This is a genomic window from Mycobacterium sp. NGS68, from assembly GCF_059812195.1.
Map to the genome: position 1 here is coordinate 78376 of NZ_JCALCE010000016.1, position 22280 is coordinate 100655.

Annotated in this window: 18 protein-coding genes and 5 tRNA genes; 9 read left to right on the plus strand and 14 right to left on the minus strand. The window is 66.2% G+C overall.

Annotation, left to right across the window (positions count from 1 at the left end; translation table 11 throughout):
• Positions 1-56 precede the first annotated feature (56 nt).
• The 3 genes from AC5Y5V_RS18465 to AC5Y5V_RS18475 all read right to left on the minus strand — a co-directional run bounded on the left by AC5Y5V_RS18465 (position 57) and on the right by AC5Y5V_RS18475 (position 2762).
• The gene (locus AC5Y5V_RS18465) at positions 57-281 is read right to left on the minus strand and encodes an MbtH family protein (protein ID WP_499938193.1); all 225 of its coding nucleotides are present in this window, start codon (positions 279-281) and stop codon (positions 57-59) included.
• 449 nt (positions 282-730) lie between these two features.
• Positions 731-1723 carry a DMT family transporter gene (locus AC5Y5V_RS18470; RefSeq protein ID WP_499938197.1) on the minus strand — a complete coding sequence of 331 codons (993 nt, stop codon included), beginning with the start codon at positions 1721-1723 and terminating at the stop codon, positions 731-733.
• Positions 1724-1892: 169 nt separating this feature from the next.
• The gene (locus AC5Y5V_RS18475) at positions 1893-2762 is read right to left on the minus strand and encodes an oxidoreductase (RefSeq protein WP_499938201.1); all 870 of its coding nucleotides are present in this window, start codon (positions 2760-2762) and stop codon (positions 1893-1895) included.
• 217 nt (positions 2763-2979) lie between these two features.
• Between AC5Y5V_RS18475 and AC5Y5V_RS18480 the strand changes: the two genes are divergently transcribed.
• The 7 genes from AC5Y5V_RS18480 to AC5Y5V_RS18510 all read left to right on the plus strand — a co-directional run bounded on the left by AC5Y5V_RS18480 (position 2980) and on the right by AC5Y5V_RS18510 (position 13728).
• Entirely contained in the window at positions 2980-3993 is a 1014-nt protein-coding gene (locus AC5Y5V_RS18480; protein ID WP_499938204.1) for a diacylglycerol/lipid kinase family protein, read from the plus strand.
• A 641-nt stretch (positions 3994-4634) separates the two neighbouring features.
• Positions 4635-7883 carry a thioester reductase domain-containing protein gene (locus tag AC5Y5V_RS18485; protein ID WP_499938206.1) on the plus strand — a complete coding sequence of 1083 codons (3249 nt, stop codon included), beginning with the start codon at positions 4635-4637 and terminating at the stop codon, positions 7881-7883.
• 16 nt (positions 7884-7899) lie between these two features.
• Positions 7900-8808, plus strand: a complete 909-nt coding sequence (locus tag AC5Y5V_RS18490; RefSeq protein ID WP_499938208.1) for a metal-dependent hydrolase — start codon at positions 7900-7902, stop codon at positions 8806-8808.
• 18 nt (positions 8809-8826) lie between these two features.
• Positions 8827-10278 (plus strand): alpha/beta fold hydrolase, encoded by a 1452-nt coding sequence (locus tag AC5Y5V_RS18495; protein WP_499938210.1) that lies wholly within the window; start codon positions 8827-8829, stop codon positions 10276-10278.
• A gap of 4 nt (positions 10279-10282) precedes the next feature.
• Entirely contained in the window at positions 10283-11359 is a 1077-nt protein-coding gene (locus tag AC5Y5V_RS18500) for a PDR/VanB family oxidoreductase (protein ID WP_499938212.1), read from the plus strand.
• A gap of 69 nt (positions 11360-11428) precedes the next feature.
• Positions 11429-12133: a VldE C-terminal domain-containing protein gene (locus AC5Y5V_RS18505; protein ID WP_499938214.1), complete on the plus strand. Its 705-nt coding sequence runs from the start codon at positions 11429-11431 to the stop codon at positions 12131-12133.
• A gap of 38 nt (positions 12134-12171) precedes the next feature.
• Entirely contained in the window at positions 12172-13728 is a 1557-nt protein-coding gene (locus AC5Y5V_RS18510) for a succinic semialdehyde dehydrogenase (RefSeq protein WP_499938217.1), read from the plus strand.
• Positions 13729-13781: 53 nt separating this feature from the next.
• On the opposite strand, the gene AC5Y5V_RS18515 is transcribed toward AC5Y5V_RS18510, so the two are convergent.
• From AC5Y5V_RS18515 to AC5Y5V_RS18560, 10 genes are all read right to left on the minus strand, one after another.
• Complete coding sequence (locus AC5Y5V_RS18515; RefSeq protein ID WP_499938219.1) at positions 13782-14282, minus strand: HNH endonuclease; 501 nt, start codon at positions 14280-14282, stop codon at positions 13782-13784.
• Positions 14283-14332: 50 nt separating this feature from the next.
• A tRNA-Arg gene (locus tag AC5Y5V_RS18520) sits at positions 14333-14405 on the minus strand.
• An 11-nt stretch (positions 14406-14416) separates the two neighbouring features.
• A tRNA-Arg gene (locus AC5Y5V_RS18525) sits at positions 14417-14489 on the minus strand.
• 17 nt (positions 14490-14506) lie between these two features.
• Positions 14507-14583: transfer RNA gene (locus AC5Y5V_RS18530), tRNA-Leu, on the minus strand.
• Between the two features lie 19 nt (positions 14584-14602).
• A tRNA-Gln gene (locus AC5Y5V_RS18535) sits at positions 14603-14677 on the minus strand.
• Positions 14678-14691: 14 nt separating this feature from the next.
• Positions 14692-14764, minus strand: a tRNA-Trp gene (locus tag AC5Y5V_RS18540).
• A 418-nt stretch (positions 14765-15182) separates the two neighbouring features.
• Entirely contained in the window at positions 15183-16580 is a 1398-nt protein-coding gene (locus AC5Y5V_RS18545; protein WP_499938221.1) for a sulfatase family protein, read from the minus strand.
• Between the two features lie 34 nt (positions 16581-16614).
• Positions 16615-16929, minus strand: a complete 315-nt coding sequence (locus tag AC5Y5V_RS18550) for a hypothetical protein (RefSeq protein WP_499938223.1) — start codon at positions 16927-16929, stop codon at positions 16615-16617.
• A gap of 55 nt (positions 16930-16984) precedes the next feature.
• Positions 16985-17302, minus strand: a complete 318-nt coding sequence (locus tag AC5Y5V_RS18555; protein ID WP_499938225.1) for an STAS domain-containing protein — start codon at positions 17300-17302, stop codon at positions 16985-16987.
• Positions 17302-19767 carry a SpoIIE family protein phosphatase gene (locus AC5Y5V_RS18560; protein ID WP_499938355.1) on the minus strand — a complete coding sequence of 822 codons (2466 nt, stop codon included), beginning with the start codon at positions 19765-19767 and terminating at the stop codon, positions 17302-17304. Before AC5Y5V_RS18560 ends, AC5Y5V_RS18555 begins: the two co-directional genes overlap by 1 nt.
• A 417-nt stretch (positions 19768-20184) precedes the next feature.
• Here AC5Y5V_RS18560 and hypB point away from each other — a divergent pair, with 417 nt between their 5' ends.
• Entirely contained in the window at positions 20185-20976 is a 792-nt protein-coding gene (gene hypB, locus AC5Y5V_RS18565) for a hydrogenase nickel incorporation protein HypB (RefSeq protein WP_499938228.1), read from the plus strand.
• A 99-nt stretch (positions 20977-21075) separates the two neighbouring features.
• Positions 21076-21558 carry a hypothetical protein gene (locus AC5Y5V_RS18570; RefSeq protein ID WP_499938230.1) on the plus strand — a complete coding sequence of 161 codons (483 nt, stop codon included), beginning with the start codon at positions 21076-21078 and terminating at the stop codon, positions 21556-21558.
• Positions 21559-21648: 90 nt separating this feature from the next.
• Here the strand turns inward: AC5Y5V_RS18570 and AC5Y5V_RS18575 are convergent, their stop codons facing one another.
• Positions 21649-22005, minus strand: a complete 357-nt coding sequence (locus AC5Y5V_RS18575) for a hypothetical protein (RefSeq protein ID WP_499938232.1) — start codon at positions 22003-22005, stop codon at positions 21649-21651.
• Positions 22006-22280: the final 275 nt, after the last annotated feature.

The window sequence follows — 22280 nt, forward strand, 5'->3', positions numbered from 1 at the left end:
CGTGGCGGCGGTCGTCGTCCCGGTTCATCCGGTCCCCAACCCCGAAGCCTTAGGAGTTACGAGTCCGCGCCCAGCGCGAGCCGCTCGCGCAGACTTTTCGGCCGGATGTCGGGCCAGTTCTGTTCGACGTACTCCAAGCACGCGGGCCGGGCCGCCTCGCCGTAGACGATCCGCCAGCCGGCCGGAATTTCGGCGAATGTCGGCCACAGGCTGTGTTGTTCTTCGTCGTTGACCAAAACGAAGAAGCTGCCATTGTCGTCATCAAACGGATTTGTACTCACTCGGTCTCCTAATCGCCTACTAGAGATGGGGTGAAGGGCCAGCGGCGACGCCAATCTAGCACCCACAAACATCAAATTTGGGGCATCAACGCCAGTCGCGAAGCCCGCCGCGCGCCGGCCCGACTCTGGGCACCGCCACGCCGTTGCCGTTCGTGCTCACGTGGTGCCGCCTCCCTGTCGGGCGCCAGCCTCGACGCGCGTATTCGCCTGCTATTTCACACAACTAACACCGCTACCGATCCCAAAGCTCACCCACCGGTTGAACCCAGCGGCCCGGCGCCACCTACGTTCCGCGACAGCGCTTGCCGCCCGGCTGCGAAGCTCTTGCGGAATTCTTGCGGGGGCGGCCGAAGCGGGATCGACCATTCGACAATGCGGAAAGCAAGGAATTACGTAAGGTGTGCGCCCATCGAGGCGAAATGACGGCGCGCGACAAGCGCGGCCGAGCGTCAGTCGGTCACTGGCTCCGACGGGATCGGATTCGCGGGTTCGGTGAGTTCGACGGCCTGCCCCGCCTCATCGTCGTGTGCCGTGTCCGCTCCGACGACGTCGTGCGGCTCTTCCTCCTCGATGGCCGCGGCCTCACCGCGCGCCAACATCACGGTGGCGACGATCACCAACACCGTGACCGCTATCAGCAATGCCCATTCCGGCCCGTTCTTCAGCTGCAGCGTCTCCTTGAGGACGGCGATGCCAAGAATCGTGGCCACGATGGGCTTTGCGACGGTGATCGTCGGCAGCGAGGCGGTCAGCGAGCCGGCGCGGAACGCCGATTGCTGGAAGATCATTCCGCACACCCCGGCGCCGATCCAGAAGGGAAACTCCCAGGTGTGCAACAGGTGGTGGCCGCCGTGGTGGATCACTTCGGTGATGCCCTTGGTCAGCACGACAAACAACGCCAGCGACGACCCGGAGACCGCCCCGAGCAGCACGGGCGCGGCCGGACGGCCCCTGAACACCCTTGCGCCCAGCACACACATCACCAACGCCGGGCCCATCACGATGGCCACGATGAGCCAGTCGCTCACCGCGCCCCGCTTCTCGCCGGCCGTCGGGTCCCCGACCTTGATGAGCAGCGCCAGCGCGGCGGCCAGCACAGTCGCCCATATCCACTCGTTGCGGGTGATGCGATGTCCCGTTATCCGCGCATAGATGGGCATGGCGAACAGCAACACGGTCACCTGCAGGCAGGTGACCAGCATGACCGAGCCATAGTCCAGGGCTATGGCGATGAGTACGTAGCTGGCGACGTCGCCGAGACCGCCCATCCACCAGCGGCGATTGCGCACCAGCATGCTGAACAGCGTCAGGTGACCGACTTCGCCCTCGGTGATCGAGTGCGCGGAACTCTGCCGGATCACGCTGCCGATCGCAGCCGACAGCGCCGCAAGCAGGGCCAACACCGCCGGGATGATCTCAGCCTTCAGCATGGTCGTTCCCATGGTTGCCCTCCTCGCCGAGGTCCCGCCCCTGACACCGCTAAGCACCCCGCTGCTTACCAGCAGTTTCTCCCGCAGCCACTCTAGTGTGCAATGGATTGCTCGGCAGGCCATGCGCGCAAACGCGTGGACACCCAGTATTTGCGGAATCGTGTCTTAGAGCAACTGTGTCTCAGAGTGGAAATTTGGTGCCGGTGAGCTGTTCGGACAGCTCCCACAGCGCGGCGGCGGTGCCGGTGCGCTTGGCGAGCCAGGTGCGCCAGATCGGCTGAGTGCGGCCGTAAAGGCCGAAGCGCGGCCCGACGTAGGTGTTGCCGGGCAGATCCCGCGAGACCGCGTACAAAGTCTGCCGGGCGCCGAAGTCGGCGTCGGTGGACACCAGCCGGTCCGCGGCCATCACCAGCGCGTCGCTCAGGCGGCGGCCGGAATGTCCCTGCAGCTCGGTGCGGGACCAGCCGGGATGGGCGGCCAACGCGCGCAGCGACGAGCCCGCGGCGTCCAGCCGTCGCTGCAACTCGCTGGTGAACAGCAGGTTGGCCAGCTTCGACTGGCCATACGCCATGAATCCCGAATAGGGCCGGCGCTGCCAGTTCAGGTCTTTGCGGCTGATGTAGCCGATCATGTGCAGCAGCGAGGCCACCGTCACCACCCGGTCGGTCAGCTTGGGTAGCAGCAGGTTGGTCAACGCGAAATGCCCGAGGTGGTTGGTGCCGATGTGGCTCTCGAAGCCATCGACGGTCAGCGCGAACGGGACGGCCATGATGCCGGCGTTGTTGACCAGCACGTCGACCTTCTCCACGCCGTCGGCGAAACGCCGGACCGAGGACAGATCCTGCAGGTCTAGCTCGCCCACCTCGACGGAACCGGCCATGCGCGCGGCAGCGGCCTCGCCCTTTTCGGTGTCGCGCACGGCAAGGATGACGTGGGCGCCGACGCGGGCCAGCTCGCGGGCGGTCACCTCCCCGAGCCCGCCGTTGGCGCCGGTGACGACGACGGTGCGGCCGGCGAACGAGGGCAGGTCCGCCGCAGTCCATTCAGGCATGGCAGCCACCCTAATGCGAAGTTTCGAAAGTCTCTGACCTGGATATGCCCCGTCCATCGGTTCCGGGACCCGTCGCTCAAGGCAGCAGCCTCGCGGTATCGTGCTGCGATACGCGCGGAATCCCACCCGGACGCCCCAGCCCCTTCCCGAGGAGAACTCAATGGGACGCGATCTACCCGCCCTGTCAACCCGCTCCGACACGGTCAGGTGACCGCGGATGTATATCGGCGTCATCTTCAATCCGCACGCACGCAAGAACATCGCCGCTCCCGGACGTAGCCGCGAGCTGCAGAACATTCTCGGTAAGTACGGTGAAGTGCACGAAACCCACTCTGCCGAGGACGTCCGCGCGGTCCTGGGCGAGCTGCTGCCGCGGATCACCCACCTGGTCAGCGACGGCGGCGACGGATCGCTGAACTGGCTGGTCAACGACACCGAACACTGCATCGCCGATCCGCACGACTGGCCGACGTTCGTGCCCAGCATGGGCGGCAGCGTCAACGCCATCGGACGTAAGGCGGGTGTCAAGGGGCGGCCTAAGGAGATCCTGCGTGAGCTGGCACTCGCCGCGCAGGCGGACCGTCCACCACCGGAGATGCGCCTGGACACGCTGACGCTCGACGGCGAGACCAAGGACGGAGAGCAGTTCCATCGGCTCTGCTTCGGGCTGGCGGCCGGCGGCGTCGGCAACCGGTTCTACGACCGGTATTACGACAACCACACCCACGGCCGGGCGGACGTGGTCAAGGTGATCGTCCGGTCGGCCCGCGACTACGTGAACAACAAGGTCTCCAAAACCCACGCGAACACGCCCAACTACGCGAGCAAGCTGTTCATTCCGACCCATGCCCGCGTGGTGATCGACGGCGACGAGGTGCCCACGCGGGAACACCGGTTTTTGCACGCCGGCTCCATTGACCTGGTCATCGGCGGTGGCTTCCGGCTGTTCGCGAAGGCCTCCGAGCCCGGGCTGCTGCACTTCCAGGCTGGGAACCTGCGGCCGTCGAAGATCGTCACGCAACTACCCAGGGCGCTCCGCAGCGGCAAGATCCGCGGCGGCTTCGAGCTGCGCGACGTCAACGGCCGCGAGATGATCATCGAGGCTGAGGACGAGCCCCTGTCGCCGATTATCGACGGCGAGCGCTTCTTCGACATCGTGAAACTGGTGGCCCGCGCCGGGCCCCTGATCCGCGTTGCGCGGGTGGAACCGTCGGTCGCCGCGCTGGCTTAGGTCTGCCGGTCGAACGATCGCCCGCCCCGGCGCCGGGTACCCGACGTATGCTGCACGGCTGGCGTCAGTATGTCAGTATGTCCGTAGTTTATGAGTTCTGCCGTGCTGCGCGGCCGGGGGTGGCACCAGCGATGGGGCTGAAGGCTGCGCTTCGCGCGACCCCGGGCGCGGGTTGCTGCGAACTCGACCTACGGTGACGCAACTAGCATCAACGTCGCAGACTTCTTGTTTGCCGACTTCTCTTGACGGTGGCGCTAATAAACTATGCGGAGCGGTGGTCACGCCACAATAACGGCGCGATCAGACAGTACTGAAATACGGAGATGCACATCTCAGTATTAGCACAGTTAGAAGCTCTGACCAGGCAATTCTAGCGGCTAGCGGCCTACTGAGATACTGAGATTGATATCTACTGAGATCATGAATAGGGCGCTTCGAACTTGCGTCGGGTATGGTGGGATTTACTTACTCAGCCACATTAGCTGTGTAATTCATATGTAGCGCAAGAAAATGCTTCTCACATCTTTGCTTGCGCCTCATCGGGGACTACTATCTGACACAACAACACTTGCGATGGGGGAAGTGTTCAGTTGATCGCGGTTTTGAAACCGGCCACCGACTTGAAACGGGGAGTGACTCCTATGGAGACCCTTATTGACTACATGAACCAGTGGGAGACCCAGCGACCCGACAAGACGCTGTACCAGTTTGTCGACGTCGACGGCCGGGAGCTCGAGCAGTACACCTACCAGAGCTTCGCCGAGCGGACGCGCGAGCTGGCCGCCTACCTGTCGACCGAGGTCGGCCTAAAGAAGGGCGAGCGGGCGCTGCTGGTCTACCCGCCGGGTCTCGAGATGGTCGCCGCGCTGTTCGCCTGCGCACGCATCGGGGTCGTCGCCGTGCCGGTCAGCCCTCCCCTGCCGATGGCGTTCGAGGCGGGATTGGCCAAGCTCAGCTTCATCGCGCGCGACAGCCGCGCCAAGGCGGTGCTGTCGACAAAGGAGCTCGAATACAACTACCGCCTGATGGCGGGCCACCTGGACGGCGTGCTGCCCTGGTCGGACAACGAGCGCCTCCCGGACCTGCCCTGGTTCGCGACGGACGCCACCCGCGAGTTCGGCGGCCGGCCCGTGGCCGACACGCCCGGCCCGGTGCTGTTCCTGCAGTACACGTCCGGCTCCACCAGCGACCCCAAGGGCGTCGTGGTGACGCACGCCAACATCATCGCCAACGCCGGCGCCTTCGTCGGCGACAACCTGGTGCTGGTCAGCTGGCTTCCCCAGCACCACGACATGGGCCTGATCTCCGCGTACTTCTTCATCATGCTGCACGGCGGGACCACCCATGGGATGTCGCCGGAGGACTTCCTGAAGAAGCCGGCGACGTGGCTGCGGCTCGTCAGCGACGTGCGCGCGAACTACACGCCGTGCCCGAACTTCGCGCTCGAGTACTGCCTGCGGGAAGACAAGCTCCCCGCGTCGGAGCTCGAAGGCATCGACCTGAGCAGCCTCGACTCCATCGTCACCGGGGCCGAGCCGCTGCGCGCCAAGACCTTCCTGCGCTTCCGTGAGCGCTTCGCGCCCTACGGCCTCAAGCCCGAGGCGGTGACCGGCGCGTACGGCCTGGCGGAGAACACCCTGATCGTGACGCTGCGCGGACGGCAGATCCTGGCCGTCAACAAGCGGGCGCTGCAGCAGAACCTCGCGCGGGTCGAGAAGACCCTGCCCGAGAACAACAACCAGGCCCTGCTGGTGAGCTCGGGCAAGCCCATGGCCGACAACGTGGTCCGCATCGTCGACGCCGAGTCGCGGCAGGCCCTCAACGACGGCCAGGTCGGCGAGGTCTGGGTGGACGGACCGTCCAAGGCCGCCGGCTACTGGGAGCGTTCCGACGCGACCGTCGAGATGTTCGGCGCCCGCATCGTCGGCGACGACGAGCACACCTATCTGCGCACGGGCGACCTCGGCTTCCTTTACGAAGGCGAGCTGTTCGTCTGCGGCCGGACCAAGGACCTGATCATCGTCCGCGGCGTCAACTGCTACCCCGCGGACGTCGAGGCCATCGTGGAGCGGGCCACGCCGGAGCTTCGCCCCGGCTGCACGGCCGCCTTCTCGATCGAGGGTGACGGGCAGGAAGCGCTGGTCGTGGTCGCCGAGGTGCGCGACGAGAAAAACCTGCCGGACACCAAGGTTCTGGCCCGCACGATCCGCAAGCACTGCCACATCGAGCCCCACACCATCGCGTTGCTGCCGGCGCGCACCGTCCCCAAGACCACCTCGGGCAAGATCCGCCGCCGGGAAGCACGCCAGCTTTGGCTGGACGGCGGCATGTCGCCGCTGGCGACCTACGCCCAGCGGCCCCACGAGGCCCTGGACGCCAGCGCCGGCCCGATGGAGCGCTTCCGCCACCTCATCGAGAGCTATGACCTCACCGGCCAGGAGGACTGCTCCTTCGCCGACATGGGCATCGACTCGCTGAGCCTGGCCGAGCTGCGCACCGACCTGCAGGCCCTGCTGGAAGAGCACGGCGCGGGTGAGCTGGCCGAGGAGGTCAACACGCGACTCCTGCAGCGGCTGACGGTCGCCGAGTTCTTCCGGCTGGTGAGCCAGTTCGGCGATCGGGACGGGCAACCGCTCGACGCCGTGCGTCAGGCGCTCGCACAGATCTCCGCCGAGTACGAGGCCTACGAGACCCGGCAGATGCGTGCCGACGCGCAGCTGCCACTGCCGGCGCTGCCCGACGCCCGTCCGGGTGTGGTGAGCGACGTCCTGGTCACCGGCGTGACGGGGTTCCTGGGGCCGTTCCTGCTGAGCAGCCTGCTCGAGCAGACGTCCTACACCCTGCACACGCTGATGCGCGCCACCGACACCGACCACGGCCTGGACCGGATCGTGGCCTCGCTGCGCCGGGCACAGCTGTGGTCCGCGGAACTCGAGAACGAGGTTCGCAGCCGCGTGCGGGTGATCTGCGGCGACCTGGCCGAGCCGAACCTGGGCGTCGGCGAGGCGGAGTTCCAGCGGCTCGCGGAGAGCATGGACGCCATCGTGCACAACGGCGCCCTGGTCAACTACGTGCGGACCTACGACGCCCTGCGGCCCGCGAACGTGGGCGGCACCTGGGAGTTGCTGCGCCTGGCCATGACGTCGCACCGCAAGGCCTTCCACCTGGTCTCCAGCACCTTCATCTACGGCTGGAGCACCCTGCCGGTGGTAGGCGAGTGGGACGCGAACGAGCCGATGAGCGGGCTGGACTTCGGCTACTCACAGACCAAGTGGGTCGCCGAGCAGCTGGTGCTCGAAGCCCAGCGTCAGGGACTGGACGTGCGCATCTACCGGCCGTCGCTCATCTCCCCGACCAGTGCGGGCTTCGGGAGCAGTGAGGACATCCTGGTGCGCCTCACGGCGTTCATGATTCAGCACGGCGTGGCGGTCAACGCGCTCAACCAGGTCAGCCTGCTGCCGGCCGACCTGGTGGCCGACCACATCGTCGACCTGATGGAAACGGACCTCCCGGCCGACGCGGGCACCGTCTTCAACATCACCGCCGACGACTACTACGCCCTCCCGGATGTCACCCGGCTGCTGACCGAACGGCACGGCTACCGGTTCGAGTACCACGACATCCCGTCCTTCGTCGAGCAGGTCAACCAGCTGGCCGGTCCCAGTGATCCGCTGTATCCGCTGGCCGACTTCCTCACCCGCTCGGCGGGCAAGATCACGGCGATGCGCGACAAGCGGTACGACAATGCCAAGTACCGCTACGCGCGCGGCCTGGCCGACGTCCGGATGCACGAGCCGACGCTGGGACAGACTGTCGACGACCTGCTGCGGTTCGTCCGCAGCGAGGGTCTGATCAGCGAAGACGAGACCGAGACCCGATACAGCGCCTAGCCGCAGGAAGTTCACCATGTTCACTGTCGATGACCAGGCAACAGGCCGGCGGGATGAATCGCTCGATCACGAGCGATTCGTCCTGCAGGCGCGCGACGTCGATTTCGACTGGGCGAAGCTACCGTTCCACTACGTGCCCAACGAGGTGATGACCACCCACTTCTGCAATGTCCTGCACCTGCTCCTGCCGGCGGGTGAGGAATTCATCGCGGGGGTGTTCAAGGACGCGTTGCCGCTGGTCAAGGACGACCAGCTGCGGCTGGACGTCCAGGGCTTCATCGCGCAGGAGGCCATGCATTCCCAGGCCCACTCCGGGGTGCTCGACCACTTCGCCGCCAAGGGCGTCGACCTGTCACCGTTCATCGACCAGGTCACCTGGATGTTCCAGAAACTCCTCGGCGACCGGCCGCGCTGGAGCCTGCGCCGACGGCAGAGCTGGATCCTCGAGCGGGTGTCGATGGTGGCGGCCCTCGAGCACTACACCGCGATCCTGGGCGAATGGATTCTGGACACGCCGCAGCTCGACGCCATCGGCACCGACCCGGTGATGCTCGACCTGTTGCGCTGGCACGGCGCGGAGGAGGTCGAGCACAAGGCGGTCTCCTTCGACACCATGAAGCATCTGCGCGCGAGTTACTGGCGGCAGGTGCGCACCCAGCTGCTGATCACGCCGGCCCTGGCGCTGTTGTGGATCCGCGGCGTGCGCTTCATGTACTCCGTCGACCCGCACCTGCCGCCGGGGACCAAACCGCGCTGGCGCGACTACCTCAACGCCGCACGCCGGGGCCTGTTGCCCGGGCCGACGCAGTTCCTACCGAAGATCAGCGCCTACTACAAGCCCGGTTTCCACCCGTCTCAGATGGGCGGGGTGGGCCGCGCGGTCGACTATCTGGCTCGATCGCCCGCCGCGCGCGCGGCGCACTGATCCAGTACCGGAGAATCCATGAATCAGCCCACCGCCCAGGCGGTTTCAACCACGGTGACCGCCACGGACGGGGTGCGCCTGGCGGTGCACGCCTACACCGACATCGACCCGCGGCGCCCGACCATCCTGGCCGTGCACGGCTACCCCGACAACCACCACGTGTGGGACGGGGTCGCCACCGAACTCGGACGCCATGCCGGCAAGTACAACCTCGTGGCCTTTGACGTCCGCGGCGCGGGCGAATCAGACACGCCCACAAGCCGATCCGGATACAAGCTGAATCAGCTGTCCGCCGACATCGGCACGGTGATCGACAGCCTGGGCGTGGACACCGTGCACCTGCTGGCCCATGACTGGGGCTCGATTCAGGCCTGGGCGGCGGTCACCGATGAAGCAGTCATGAGCCGCATAGCGTCGTTCACGTCGGTCTCCGGACCGCACCTGAACTACGCGGGCAAGTTCCTGCGCTCGGCACGCACCCCCCGCGCCGCGATCGACGTCGTCAAGCAGTTCTTCGCCTCGTCCTACATCTGGTTCATCCTGTTCCCGGTCGCTCCGGATTTTGCGGCCCGGTCCGGACTGGGCGCGAAAATCTTCGAGACGGTTGAACTTATCGGCCGTTCGAGCGCGCGCAGCCAGCGCCGCGCCGACTACCGATCGACGCGCGACTACCTCAACGGGCTCAACCTGTATCGCGCCAACATGCCCGCGCCGATGTTCATGCCCCCGGCTCAGCTGCCGCAGACCGACGTCCCGGTGCAGGTGTTGGCCGCGCGCCAGGACTACTTCGTGTCGCCCGCCATGCAGCGGTTCACCGGCTCGATACCGGCCCGCCATCGGGTGCTGCAGATCGAAGGCGGGCACTGGGTGGTGGCCTCGCGTCCCGATGTCATCGCGCGGCTCACCGGCGAGTGGGTCGACCTGGTCACCGAAGGCGCCACGCCGACCGACCGGGTCGTCGCGGGTCGTCGTGACGTGCGAGGCAAGCTCGCGCTGGTCACCGGCGCCGGCGGCGGAATCGGCCGGGCCGCCGCGGTGGCGCTGGCCCGCCAGGGTGCGGCCACGGTCGTGCTCGTAGACCGCGACGTGCCCGGAGCCTCAGGAGCTGAGGAAACCGCCGACGCCGTCCGGGCGGCCGGGGCCGAGGCCGCGGTCCACCAGGTGGACGCCGGCGACGAGTCGGCGATGAACGACCTTGCGGCCCAAGTGCACGACAAGCACGGCGTGGTCGACATCCTGGTCAGCGGGGGCGTCGGCACCCGGGCGTTCGCCGACCAGATGGTCGAGCGCGGCCAGGGCGGAACGATCGTCAACGTGTCGTCGAACACGGCCGTCGCATCGTCGCGAACCGGCCTCGCCAAAGAGGGCATCAAGGTCGCCACGGTGCGCCCGGGACCGCCGGAAACCACCGCAACGGCGATCGTCAAGGCCGTCCGGGCCCGTTCGATAACGAACCTGAGAAGGAACTAGTCCCGTGTCGCAAACCATTTGGGGCAGTAGGCCCACCGACCTGTACGGTCGCCGCAAGCACGACCGGTTCTACACCGCGCTGTCCGGGGTGGGGACCCTGTTCGGCGGCATCGCGTCGCTGTCCCGGTGGACGCCGGCGCGAATACTGCCGGTGCAGCGCATCAACACGGCCGTGGTCACCAAGCGCGAGCTGGTCTCGCCCGACGTGGTCGCGTTGACCCTGGCAGACCCAGACGGCGCGCTGCTGCCTTCCTGGACACCCGGCGCGCACATCGACGTTCGGCTGCCGTCGGGGCTGCGACGGCAGTACTCGTTGTGCGGCCCGCCCGGGCGCCGCACCGACTACCGCATCGCCGTGCGCCGGATCCCCGGGGGCGGCGGCGGCTCGATCGAGATGCACGACGCCTTCCAGGTGGGCAACACGCTGGAGTTCGAAGGTCCGCGCAATGCGTTCTATCTGGTTACCGACGAGCGGGAGCTGCTGTTCGTGATCGGCGGCATCGGCGTGACGCCGATCCTGCCGATGATCCAGGCGGCCCAGAAGCGCGAATTGAACTGGCGCGCAGTGTATGCCGGCCGCAGCCGCGAGTACATGCCGCTGCTGGACGAGGTGCTGGCGGTGGCGCCGGACCGCGTCACCGTGTGGGCCGACGACGAGCGGGGCCGGATCGCGACGGCGGCGGACCTGTTGGCCGACGCGGGGCCGACGACCGCGGTGTACGTGTGCGGCCCGAGCGGCCTGTTGGAGGCGGTGCGTGCCGAGCGCGACCAGCACGCCGACGCCCCACTGCATTACGAGCGATTCGGTCCCCCACCCGTCGTCAACGGCGTGCCGTTCGAGTTGGAACTCGCGCGCTCGCAGCGGGTGCTCAGCGTGCCGGCGAACCGGTCGGCCCTCGGCGTCATGCTCGACGACAACCCGGCGACCCCGTATTCGTGCCAGCAGGGGTTCTGCGGCACCTGCAAGGTCAAGGTGCTGGCCGGCGACGTGGATCGCCGGGGACGCGCGGTCGAGGGCGACCAGGAAATGCTGGTCTGTGTGTCGCGGGCCGATGGCGGTCGCGTCGTGATCGACGCGTAGATACCGAACCGACAAATAAACCCGCGATGGGGTGCCACACGCGCCTCATCCGACACTAGAGTGCTCTTCGTGGGCAGGAACCTGTTAGCCATCGGCCGCAGCCGCTGGTTGGCGGTCGTCGCCTCCCTCATCGTCTCCGCCGGAATGATCTACGCCCAAGGCGTGAAGCCGGCGTGCTGCGCTCAGGCCCCAGGCGCCGCCCCGACAAGCCAGGCCGGCCAGGCAGGCCCGGCGGGCCCCACGTCGCCGCCCCCCGGCGCGCCGCGCACCGCCACTCCCGAGGAGGTGCAGGCGCTGGCGTCGCTGGCGTCAGCCGCGCCCACCAATGCCCAGGACTTCCAGTTCCCGCTGCCCGCCGGCATCGCGCCGGAGGGCGGGTTGCAGATCCACACCATCTGGGCGGCTCGCGTCATCCACGTGTTGTTTCCACAGATCAGCACCATCGGGGGCTACCGGCAGGACGCCCTGAAGTGGCATCCCAACGGGCTCGCGATCGACGTGATGATCCCGAACCACAGCAGCGCCGAGGGCATCGAGCTGGGCAACCAAATCGCCGGCTACGCCCTGGCAAATGCCAAGCGCTGGGGCATCGATCACGTCATCTGGCGGCAGAAGATCTACCCCGGCGTCGGCGCGGGGAGCTGGACCTCCGACCTCGGCAACGAAACCGCCAACCACTACGACCACGTCCACATCGCCACCGACGGCGGCGGATACCCGAGTGGCCACGAGGTCTACTACATCGCGTCCATGCGCGTCGCCCCCCAGCAATGATCGGAAAGGGGGGTTGCTGACGGCTATAGGCTGGTCCCATGCCCGCACCGTCAGCCGCCACCTTTGACCGTCTGCGTCAGCTCGCCGCGATCAAGGACGCCACCGCCCGGCCATCCCGAACTATCGATGAGGTCTTCACCGGCAAACCGCTGACCACCGTCCCGATCGGCACCGCCGAAGACGTCGAGGCGGCGTTCGCCGAAGCCCGCTCGGCGCAGATCGCGTGGGCCAAGCGTCCGGTCGGCGAGCGGATTGAGATCGTCCGCCGCTATCGCGACCTGGTCATCGAGAACCGCGAGTTCCTGATGGACCTGCTGCAGGCCGAGGCCGGCAAGGCCAGGTGGGCGGCGCAGGAGGAAATCGTCGACTTGATGGCCAACGCCAACTACTACGTACGGGTGGCGGCGGATCTGTTGAAGCCCCGCAAGGTTCAGGCGCTGCTGCCGGCCATCGGCAAGACCACGGTCGGCTACCAGCCCAAGGGCGTGGTCGGGGTGATCTCGCCGTGGAACTACCCCATGACGCTGACAGCATCGGACTCCGTGCCGGCGCTGCTGGCGGGCAACGCCGTGGTGCTCAAGCCCGACAGCCAGACGCCGTACTGTGCGCTGGCGTGTGCCGAGTTGTTGTACAAGGCAGGGCTACCCCGGGCGCTGTATGCGATCGTGCCCGGGCCGGGGTCGGTGGTCGGCACCGCAATCACCGAGAACTGCGACTATCTGATGTTCACCGGCTCGTCGCAGACGGGCAGCCACCTCGCCGAGGCCGCCGGCCGTCGGCTGATCGGTTTCTCCGCCGAACTCGGCGGCAAGAACGCGATGATCGTGACGCGGGGCGCCAACCTCGACAAGGTCGCCAAAGCGGCTACCCGCGCGTGCTTCTCGAACGCGGGCCAACTCTGCATCTCCATCGAGCGGATCTACGTGGAGAAGGACGTTGCCGACGACTTCACGCGCAAGTTCGGCGACGCGGTGCGGAAGATGAAGTTGGGCGCCGCCTACGACTTTTCGGTCGACATGGGCAGCCTGATCTCCGAGGGCCAGCTGAAAACGGTGACGGGCCATGTCGACGACGCAACCGCCAAGGGCGCCAAGGTGATTGCGGGCGGGAAAGCCCGGCCGGACATCGGTCCGCTATTCTACGAGCCGACGGTGCTGACCGATGTGGTGCCCGAAATGGAGTGCGCCAACAACGAGACGTTCGGGCCGCTGGTCTCGATCTACCCCGTCGCCGACGTGGACGAGGCCGTCGATAAGGCCAACGACACCGACTACGGTCTCAACGCCAGCGTGTGGGCCGGGTCCAATGCGGAGGGCGAGAAGATCGCCGCGCGGCTGCGGTCGGGGACGGTCAACGTCAACGAGGGTTACGCGTTTGCGTGGGGCAGCCTCAGCGCGCCGATGGGCGGGATGGGCATTTCCGGCGTCGGCCGCAGGCACGGTCCCGAGGGCCTGCTGAAGTACACCGAATCGCAGACGATCGCGACCGCGCGGGTGTTCAATCTCGATGCGCCCTTTGGCCTTCCGCCCACCCTGTGGCAGAAGTCGCTGCTGCCGATCGTGCGGACCGTGATGAAGCTTCCCGGGCGGACGTGACGCCCGGTGGTGGGCCACACCGTGAAATCACCGTCACTGTGGACCCACCACCGTCACGCCATCGGCGCCAGCTCACGCCACACCCTGCGCTGTGGCACGGGCACGGCCTCCGGAACCCACGGTTGCCACAGCAGCCGCATACCCGCTTCTTCGGGTGTGAGATCGGCCTTGAGCTGGTTGCACACCAGGCAGGCCGCGATCAGGTTCGCCCACGAATTCGGGCCACCGCGCGACTTGGGCACGATGTGGTCCACCGTCGTCGCGAAATCGCCGCAGTACCCACACGTTCCCCGGTCGCGGCGCAGCACCGCGGTGACCGACGCGCTCGCGTGTTCGTCGAGATCCCGATAAGGAACGAGCACATACCGGTGGAGCACAATGACGGCCGGCAGTGGCACCGCCAGGCGTGCCGAACGGATGACCGCGCCCGACTCGTGCGCCTGGTGGATCCGCGCCTTGTCGTTGACGACCAAAACGATTGCGCTTTGCCATGATACGAGGTCGAGGGCCTCGTAGGACGCGTTCAGCACCAGCACCGCTGGGTAGTCCACCATGCCGCGGCCCTCCTCTCTCCTAGTGTCTTCAAGTCGACCATGTCGTCAAGCGCCCCTGGCAGGACTCGAACCTGCAACCTGCCGGCCCGGAACCGGCCACTCTCTCCGTTGAGCTACAGAGGCCCAAATCTGCGTGCCACCGGAGGGATTCGAACCCCCAATCCCCTGATCCGTAATCAGGTGCTCTGTCCGTTGAGCCACGGCGGCGAGGGCGGAGCCGAACCTGGTGCCTCGGGAGGGATTCGAACCCACACTGGCCGGCATCTGAAACCGGTTCCTCTTCCAATTGGGATACCAAGGCATATGGAAACTTTTTTGCGCTGCCCGCCCAGGGATCGAACCTGGAACCTCCCGGTCCAAAGCCGGGCGCAGCTACCGAATTGTGCTAGCGGGCAATTACTCTGGCCGGCGCGGGCGACAGGAATCGAACCTGCAGCCTGCGGCTTTGGAGACCGCCGCTCTTCCGGTTGAGCTACGCCCGCCCATTCAATCTTCAGTTATCAAGGATTCGACTCCGCCGATCGGGAAAGCGGATCCAAGTAAACACTCGAAGGTAGCGCTCGTCAACAGCGAAAATTGTTGGGGCACTTGCAATTACAGGCTTATTCGGGCACGCCGAAAGCTAGGCGTGTCCGGCGACGCGCCCAGCAGCGAAAAGTGGTTCAGCAAAATAATTTGAAAGTCGTTGACGGCCTGCCTCCCGACCCGGCCATGGGGCCGTTGAGGCGCCGAGCCGCCGCATGGATCGGGAGCGCGACTGCTGTCGCGTGACACGCTCATTCCACGCCAAAAAGACCGAGCCGAGACTTCTCGGTTCGGTGCAGCACATCACGAACGTGGACATCCTTCAACGGTAACAGGACCGCGCAACCCAATTCGGGCGCCGAGCAGCGATGCCCGCTATCGCTTGACGCCGGTCACCTCCCGCAGGCCACGTTCGGGTCCGAGTGGCGAGCTTGAAGTGGGCTCTACGCCAAGGACTTTAACCGTTGCGCTCACATAGAGCTCGGTGCGCTCCACCAGGATCCGTGGGCCCGCGAACTCGGACGGGCAGACGTCCCCGGTGCGTTCCCGCCAGTCGTGCAGGCGAAGCGCGAGTTCAGTGGTGATCCGTTCGTAGCGGTCGCGGTCCTTGCCGAGCAGGAGGTTGTTCAGTTCGGACGGGTCTTCGAGCAGATCGTAAAGTTCGCGCGCCGGGCGTGGCCCCGCCGCCCAGGCGGCGACGGCCTTGCCGGACGGGCTGTCCTGGATATCCAGTGGCAGGTCCACGAGGTGCTGCGGCGCGTAGTTCTCGATGTAGCTGTACTCCTTGGTACGTATCGCGCGCATGGGATCGAAGGAGTCGTGGTAGGTCTTCTCGGTGAACACTTCTCGCCGCGGCGCGGGGTCCAGGGCGCCGAGCAGATCGGCGGCGTGGGAGATCCCCTCCACGTCATCCGGCGTTTCCAGCCCCAGTATGTCGAGCAGCGTCGGCAGCAGATCCACACCACTGAACAGCTCGTCATAGCTGCGTGGGGGCAAGCCGAGTCGCGTGGGCGGGCGGATCATCAGTGCGATGCCGGTGCCGGAGTCATACAGGGTCGACTTCGCGCGCGGGAACGGCGCCCCGTGGTCGCTGAAGAAAACTACCCAGGTGTCGGCATCCAAACCGGTCTCGGCCAGCGTGTCCAGCAGCCGACCGACGGCCGCATCCGCGACCGCGATCGCTCCGTAGAAATCCGCGAAGTCACCACGGATTGCGGGGATGTCCGGCAGGTAATCGGGCACGTCCACGTCGTCGATCGGCGCCGGCTGATAGCGGTCCCGCGACCACGGTCGATGGGTTTCGAAGAAGCCCGCCGTCAGCAGGAACGGATCACCGTCGCCGAGCGGGGCGGATTCGGTCAGCCATTGCTGCGCTCTGGCAACCACGTAGTCGCAGTGCGAGTCGGAAACGTCGAACTCGTCGAACCCGAGCCGCGACGGAAAGGACGTCTCGTGCTGCATCCCGAACAACACCGAGTACCAGCCGGCGTCCGAAAGTATCTGCGGGAGCGTCCGCACGCCGTCGCGGTATTCGAAACCGTGGTGAGCCAGCCCGATCAGTCCGTTGCTGTGCGGGTAGCGACCGGTGAATAGTGCGCCGCGTGACGGCGAGCACTGCGGGGCGGCCGCGTGCGCGCGGGTGCAGAGGATGCTCTCGGCGGCGAAGCGATCCAAGCACGGACTTGAAACCCCGCGATGTCCATACGCGCCCAGCCAGCGTCCGGTGTCGTGCCAGTGCACGATCAGCAGATTGTCTTTTCGGCGGCCGTTCATGCTCGGCACCCCGTGCCGTCGGTGCCGCCGGCTCCTAGGTGGCGCTGCCCGACGGTGGCCCCGGGTCCTCGTCCCTCGCCGGCACGGGCTTGGCGTCCGAGCGTTTGAACAGGGACTTCAATCCGGAGAAGTACTCTTTCCATAGGTCCGACAGCCACGAACGCGCGGATTGCTCGACTCCCTCACTGACAATTTTTGCGACGAGTTCCTCGACCGTCATGCCGTGTTCTTCCGCCGCGCGCCGCAATTGCTCCAATTCGTCGTCCGACAATCCTTCGAGCGCGGAGCCGATCTGCGGGTTGACTTCCTCACGTCCGTTCGATTCGCCGGGGCCTGATTCTGTTTGCATGGGTTCATCATTGCGGTAGCCGGACCATCCGGGAACAGGCGGATGGTCGCGGGGCTCAGTCTTCGGCTGTCGGTGCCGCGGCCTCGACGGTGACCACCTCGGTCAGTCCGCTGATTCTGAGGACCGGCATGAGAAGCGAATGAGCGATGAGATGGATGTTCTCGGCATGGGTGGCCAAGACGTTGATGGCGGCGCTGTCCAGATATTCCACGGCGCTGAGATCGACCAGGAGAGTCCCGCCGCTGTCCGCGGCCGCGGTCGTGAGCGCCTTGCTGAACGCGTCGATGTTGCTCAGGTCGATCTCCCCCGCTGCAACCAGCACGGGTTCCCCGTCGCTGCGGCGCGCAGTCTCGAGGATGAGCGACGTGGCCATCAATTGATTGTCGCGGACAGGTTGACGGTGGTGCCGCTGGGGCTGGACTGAATCTCGACGTCGCGCATGAGGCTACGCATCAGCGGAATGCCCCGCCCGCGACTGGGGTAGGTCGGCGATTGTTCAGGCTTCCACGAGCCCGTGTCGGCGATCGTCAAGTGAACTTGGTCGCCGCGGACGACGGCTTCCATGCAAATTGTGCCCTCGGCAGCGCCACGGTGACCATGCTCGATCGCGTTCGCCACGGCTTCACCGGCGGCCACCAGTACGTTCATCGCTTGGGCCGGCGTCGCCTGCGCCCGCGTCAACCAACTGCGCAGTTCCGTGCGTACGGGGGCTAGGTGGCTGGCGTCAGCGGGGAACTTCAATTCCAGCGGGGGCGGATGGCGGTAGACCAGAAGAACAACGTCGTCCTGGTAGCCGCCGCTTGGCGCGACATCGAACATGACCTGGTCCGCCAGCTCATCCAGTGTGGAGTCGCGCGCATCCTGAGCGACGGCGGCAACGCGCGAAATGCCCTGGTCCAGTGGAACGCGGCGACGTTCGACGAGACCGTCGGTGTAGAGCAGCAGCGTCGCGCGCGCAGGTATCGTCACGCGGGCTTCGGGGCGTAACCAGTCTGGCCTCATCGCCAACGCGATCGTGTGGCCGTCTTCAAGCATCTGAACGGTGCCGTCGACGTGGACCAGGATGGGCGGGGGGTGACCGGCGCTGGAGTAGACCAATTCGCCGGTGGCGGGGTTGAGGACCGCGCAGACGGCGGTGGTGCATCGTGCGCCGGGCAGGCGAGCGGCGAATCGGTCCATCCCGGCCAGAGCGGCACCTGGGCTCGGGTTTTCGGACAACAGTGCGCGGCAAGCGCTGCGGACCTGCCCCATCACGGTGGCGGCGGCGAGCCCATGTCCGACGCAGTCGCCGACGATCAGGGCGATACGCCCGTCCTCGAGGTCGAAGATGTCGTACCAGTCGCCACCCACTTGCAATGGGCGGGTGGCGGCCTGATAACGCACCACGAAGCCGCTCGGCAGGTCTGCGGGCCCCAGGATTGCATGCTGGAGGGCCAGGGCTGTTTCCCGCTGCTGGTCGACCCGGTGCACTCGCTGGAGTCCCTGGCCGAGGCGGCCGGCAAGCACGGTCAGCAAAGTCTGGTCCTCGAGGGTGAACGGCCGTTGTTCGGCCAGATCGATCCAGACGACCAACACACCCTCGGGATGCTGCAGAGCGATGCCTGCCGTCCCGGGTTGGGTTGTGTTGGGAGTGAGCAGGTCGCCGTCGCGCAACGCGCTGAGCATCTCCTGCGTCTGCGCCGGTAGATCGGCCCACCGGGCGGGCTCACCCACCGATACCAGTCGTGGTGCAAGAAGGGTTGGGCCCGTGGTGGAAGTCGGGGCCAGGAAAGTCACCGCCAGAACGCGACGCGCCCGCCACAGCCGCCGCAGTTCCTCGGCCGCCGCGAGCAGTGCCTCGTCGACGGTGTCGGCTTGGGCGAGTTGCTGATTAAGCGCATGTTCGCGACCTGCTGTCAGTGCCAACGCGATAGCGGCGTGTCCCGCGAAGTCACTGACGAGCTCGAGGTAATCGCTGCCGAATTGCAGCTGCTGTGGATCCCGCGCGACAGCGATGACGCCAAGCACCGCATCATCGGCGATCAGAGGCATGACGATCGCGGGCCGTTCACCCACGTCGGTGAATCCCTCGATCGGATATTGGAAGGAATCAGTGATCAGCGGCAAGCCGCGACGCGCGACACCACCCGTCGTCGAACCATCCATCGGCACCTGACGACCGATCACTTCCGAGGAGTACCGGCCCGCGGTAGCAGCCACCACGAGGGCGTCGACTTCATCGGCGGGCAGGTCGGGCTCTTGGGGAACCAGCAATATCGCTTGCTCGGCGTCGGCCAACTCGAGCGCCCGGTTCACGATGAGCTGCAACGGACCCGTCTGGGGGTCGCCGGACAATAAGGCGGTCGTGATCTCACGACTGGCCTTCGTCCATTTTGCGGATTCACGCACGCGCTCGAAAAGTCGCGCGTTGTCGATTGCGACGGCGGCCGCCATGGCCAAGGCCCGCACCGCGCTCTCCTGCACCTCGGAAAACACCCGGCCGGGCTCGGTGTCGGCCAAATACAGATCGCCGAAGTTCGCTGCGCGAATGGTGATCGGTATCCCAAGGAGCGCCCGGATCGGCCGGCCCTGTGCGTGCAATCCGCTGGCCTGCGGATAGGCGTCGAGATCGTCGACGCGCAGACCCTCACCTACTGCCAGATCACCGAGTCGGCGCGCTGTGTCGGCGTCGATCCCCGCGTGTACGAACGAGACGAAAGCACCGTCGGGTCCGCGTATCCCCAAAGCTCCATAGCTGACGCCGGCCAGTTCCAACGCGGCGTTGACCACGCGACGCAATGTCACATCCAGGTCCAGATCGGAACCGATCTCGACGATCACCCGGACCAGTTGCTCCATCTGGTCGCGGGCTGTAGCCAGCTCATCGAGCTGTTCGTGTAATCGGCCTAGCAACTGGCGCTGACCCTGCCAAAGGTGCCCCGATGAGCCCGGGTCGTTGTCCCCCACAACAAACAAAGTAGTAGCCGATCTCGCTCATCGTTTACTTTTGGGCCGCTTGGTCGCGTGACCTCAGTCTTTAGCCCCTGCCTCGCTGGTCGTTGATGTGTCAGCGCCTCGATGACAACATGGTCAATACCGAGCTGGAGCTCGAGCTCGTGCCCGCCGAGGTGGCCTGCCGCGCCTTTGGGCGACGCTCGCGGATCGAGTCTCGGTGGTCGGCGTTGTTGTCCGGGGTGCCACAGCGGCGACGTCGAGGTGTTATGCGGCAACGAATTGCTGGTCACCTCGGTGCAGGTGTCATGAAAGGTCAGGCAAATGGGTAGATTCCACCGCCACGACGACGGCACGGTGCACAGCCACGACCACGACCACGACTCCCATGGCGAGCACGACCACGGTGATCACAGCGGGTATCAAACCGGCTCGCAGCGCATCGAGGTCCTGGAGTCGATCTTCGCGGAGAACGACACCCGCGCCGATATCAATCGTCGAGCGTTCGAGGGCAACGGTATTCGAGCGCTGAACCTGATGAGCTCGCCGGGCTCCGGGAAGACCACCGTCTTGGGCGCCACGCTGGACGAGCTGGCGGGCGAGCTGTCGGTGGGCGTGATCGAGGGTGACATCGCCACCGACCTCGACGCCGCCAAGCTGTCGGGCCGCGGCGCGCAGGTGTCACTGCTCAACACCAACAACGGTTTCGGCGGCGAGTGTCACTTGGACGCCCCGATGGTCAACCGGGCATTGCAGGGGCTCGACCTGCCACCGCTGGACCTGGTGATCATCGAGAACGTCGGCAATCTGGTCTGCCCCGCGGAGTTCGACGTCGGCGAACACGCCAAGGCGATGGTGTATTCGGTCACCGAGGGTGAGGACAAGCCGCTGAAGTATCCGGTGATGTTCCGATCCGTCGATGTGGTGCTGCTGAACAAGATCGACCTGATCCCCCACCTCGATACGACCGTCGACACCTACATCGACCACGTCAGGCAGGTCAATCCCACGGCCGCGATCTTCCCTGTCAGCGCGCGGACCGGCGAAGGCATGGCGGCGTGGTTCGACTGGCTCCGCCAGTTCACCGCTGCCGGTGCGCGACCCGTCATTACCTGACGCAGGCCCGCCGTCGTTTCCTGGATACAAGCCACACTTGTATCCCTACAAGAACGCGGCCGCTACTGCGAGGCCGGCGTTGGCTAAAAGATCAGTGGCATGAACATTTCAGCAAGCACCAACCAGACTCACACCACCACCAGCAAGCGGATCCGGTTGCAGCGCCGCAGCAAGGCCAGCGCCCTGCTGATCACGACGATCGCCGCGGCCGCCGTCGGTTGCGCCGCGCCAGGCGCCGCCGACGCAGCGCAGCTGCAATCGATGATTCCCACCCCGGCGAACACTCAGCGCACCGACGGCCCCTCCTCGATTTCGGACAACGGGATCCGGATGCACTTCCTGGTCAACGGATCGGGGGCCGCTGTTCTCGACGCGTACAAGGCCGCGCTCGAGGCCAACGGCTGGGCGGTGACCGTCGTGAACTCCGGCGGCTGGGGAGGCGCCGGCGGCGCCACCTACACCGGGACCCGGGGCGGAGCCTACGGCGTCTTCACCGGCGGAGGTCCCGGCGGCGCCACCGACATCAACGCCTGCGCGTGGCCCTCGAAGCCCGCCAACACCAACTGCGGCGACCGGCGATAGCGGCGGCGTCTCAGCCATCCAACTGCACAACTCAGGGGCGGCCCGCAAGGGCCGCCCCTTCAACTTGCACGGGGCTGGGTAGACCGGAAGCTAATCCGACGACTTATCGGACTTGTCCGAGTCGTCGGATTCGTCGGAGTTATCGGACTCGTCGGACTCATCGGACTCATCGGAGACATCGGACTCGTCGGAGTCATCGGAGTCATCGGACTCGTCGGAGTCATCGGACTCGTCGGAGTCATCGGACTCGTCGGAGTCATCGGAGTCATCGGACTCGTCGGACCGCTCAGCCTTGTCCGCGTACTTCGTCAACAAGCCGGCCAACTTCCGGGCCTCCTCGGGCGCCAACAAATCTTCAAACAACTGCTCGTCGTCCTCAGAGATGCGCTCAATGTAAATCTCGTTGTTCTTGGAGCCGACGTCCCACCGACCACCCTGACGAACCATCGAATGCCGCCCTCCGACTCGAAACCCGGACCAAACCAAAATCGCGCTCAACGCTATTGCGATACGTACCCACTTCTGCGGCGGACGGAACGACGAGATGCATCGGAGTTTCACCTTGGCGCGCGCTACCACTGCTCCGACGTCGGGATCGGATCAAGATCACCCACGGTCCGGCGTCGGCCACGTCGTCCGCCGTCCGTTGGAAACATCCGTCACGCGCCCCCTTGCCGTAACTGCACGACGACAAGCCGCCTTCAGGCGGATAGCTGCGCGGG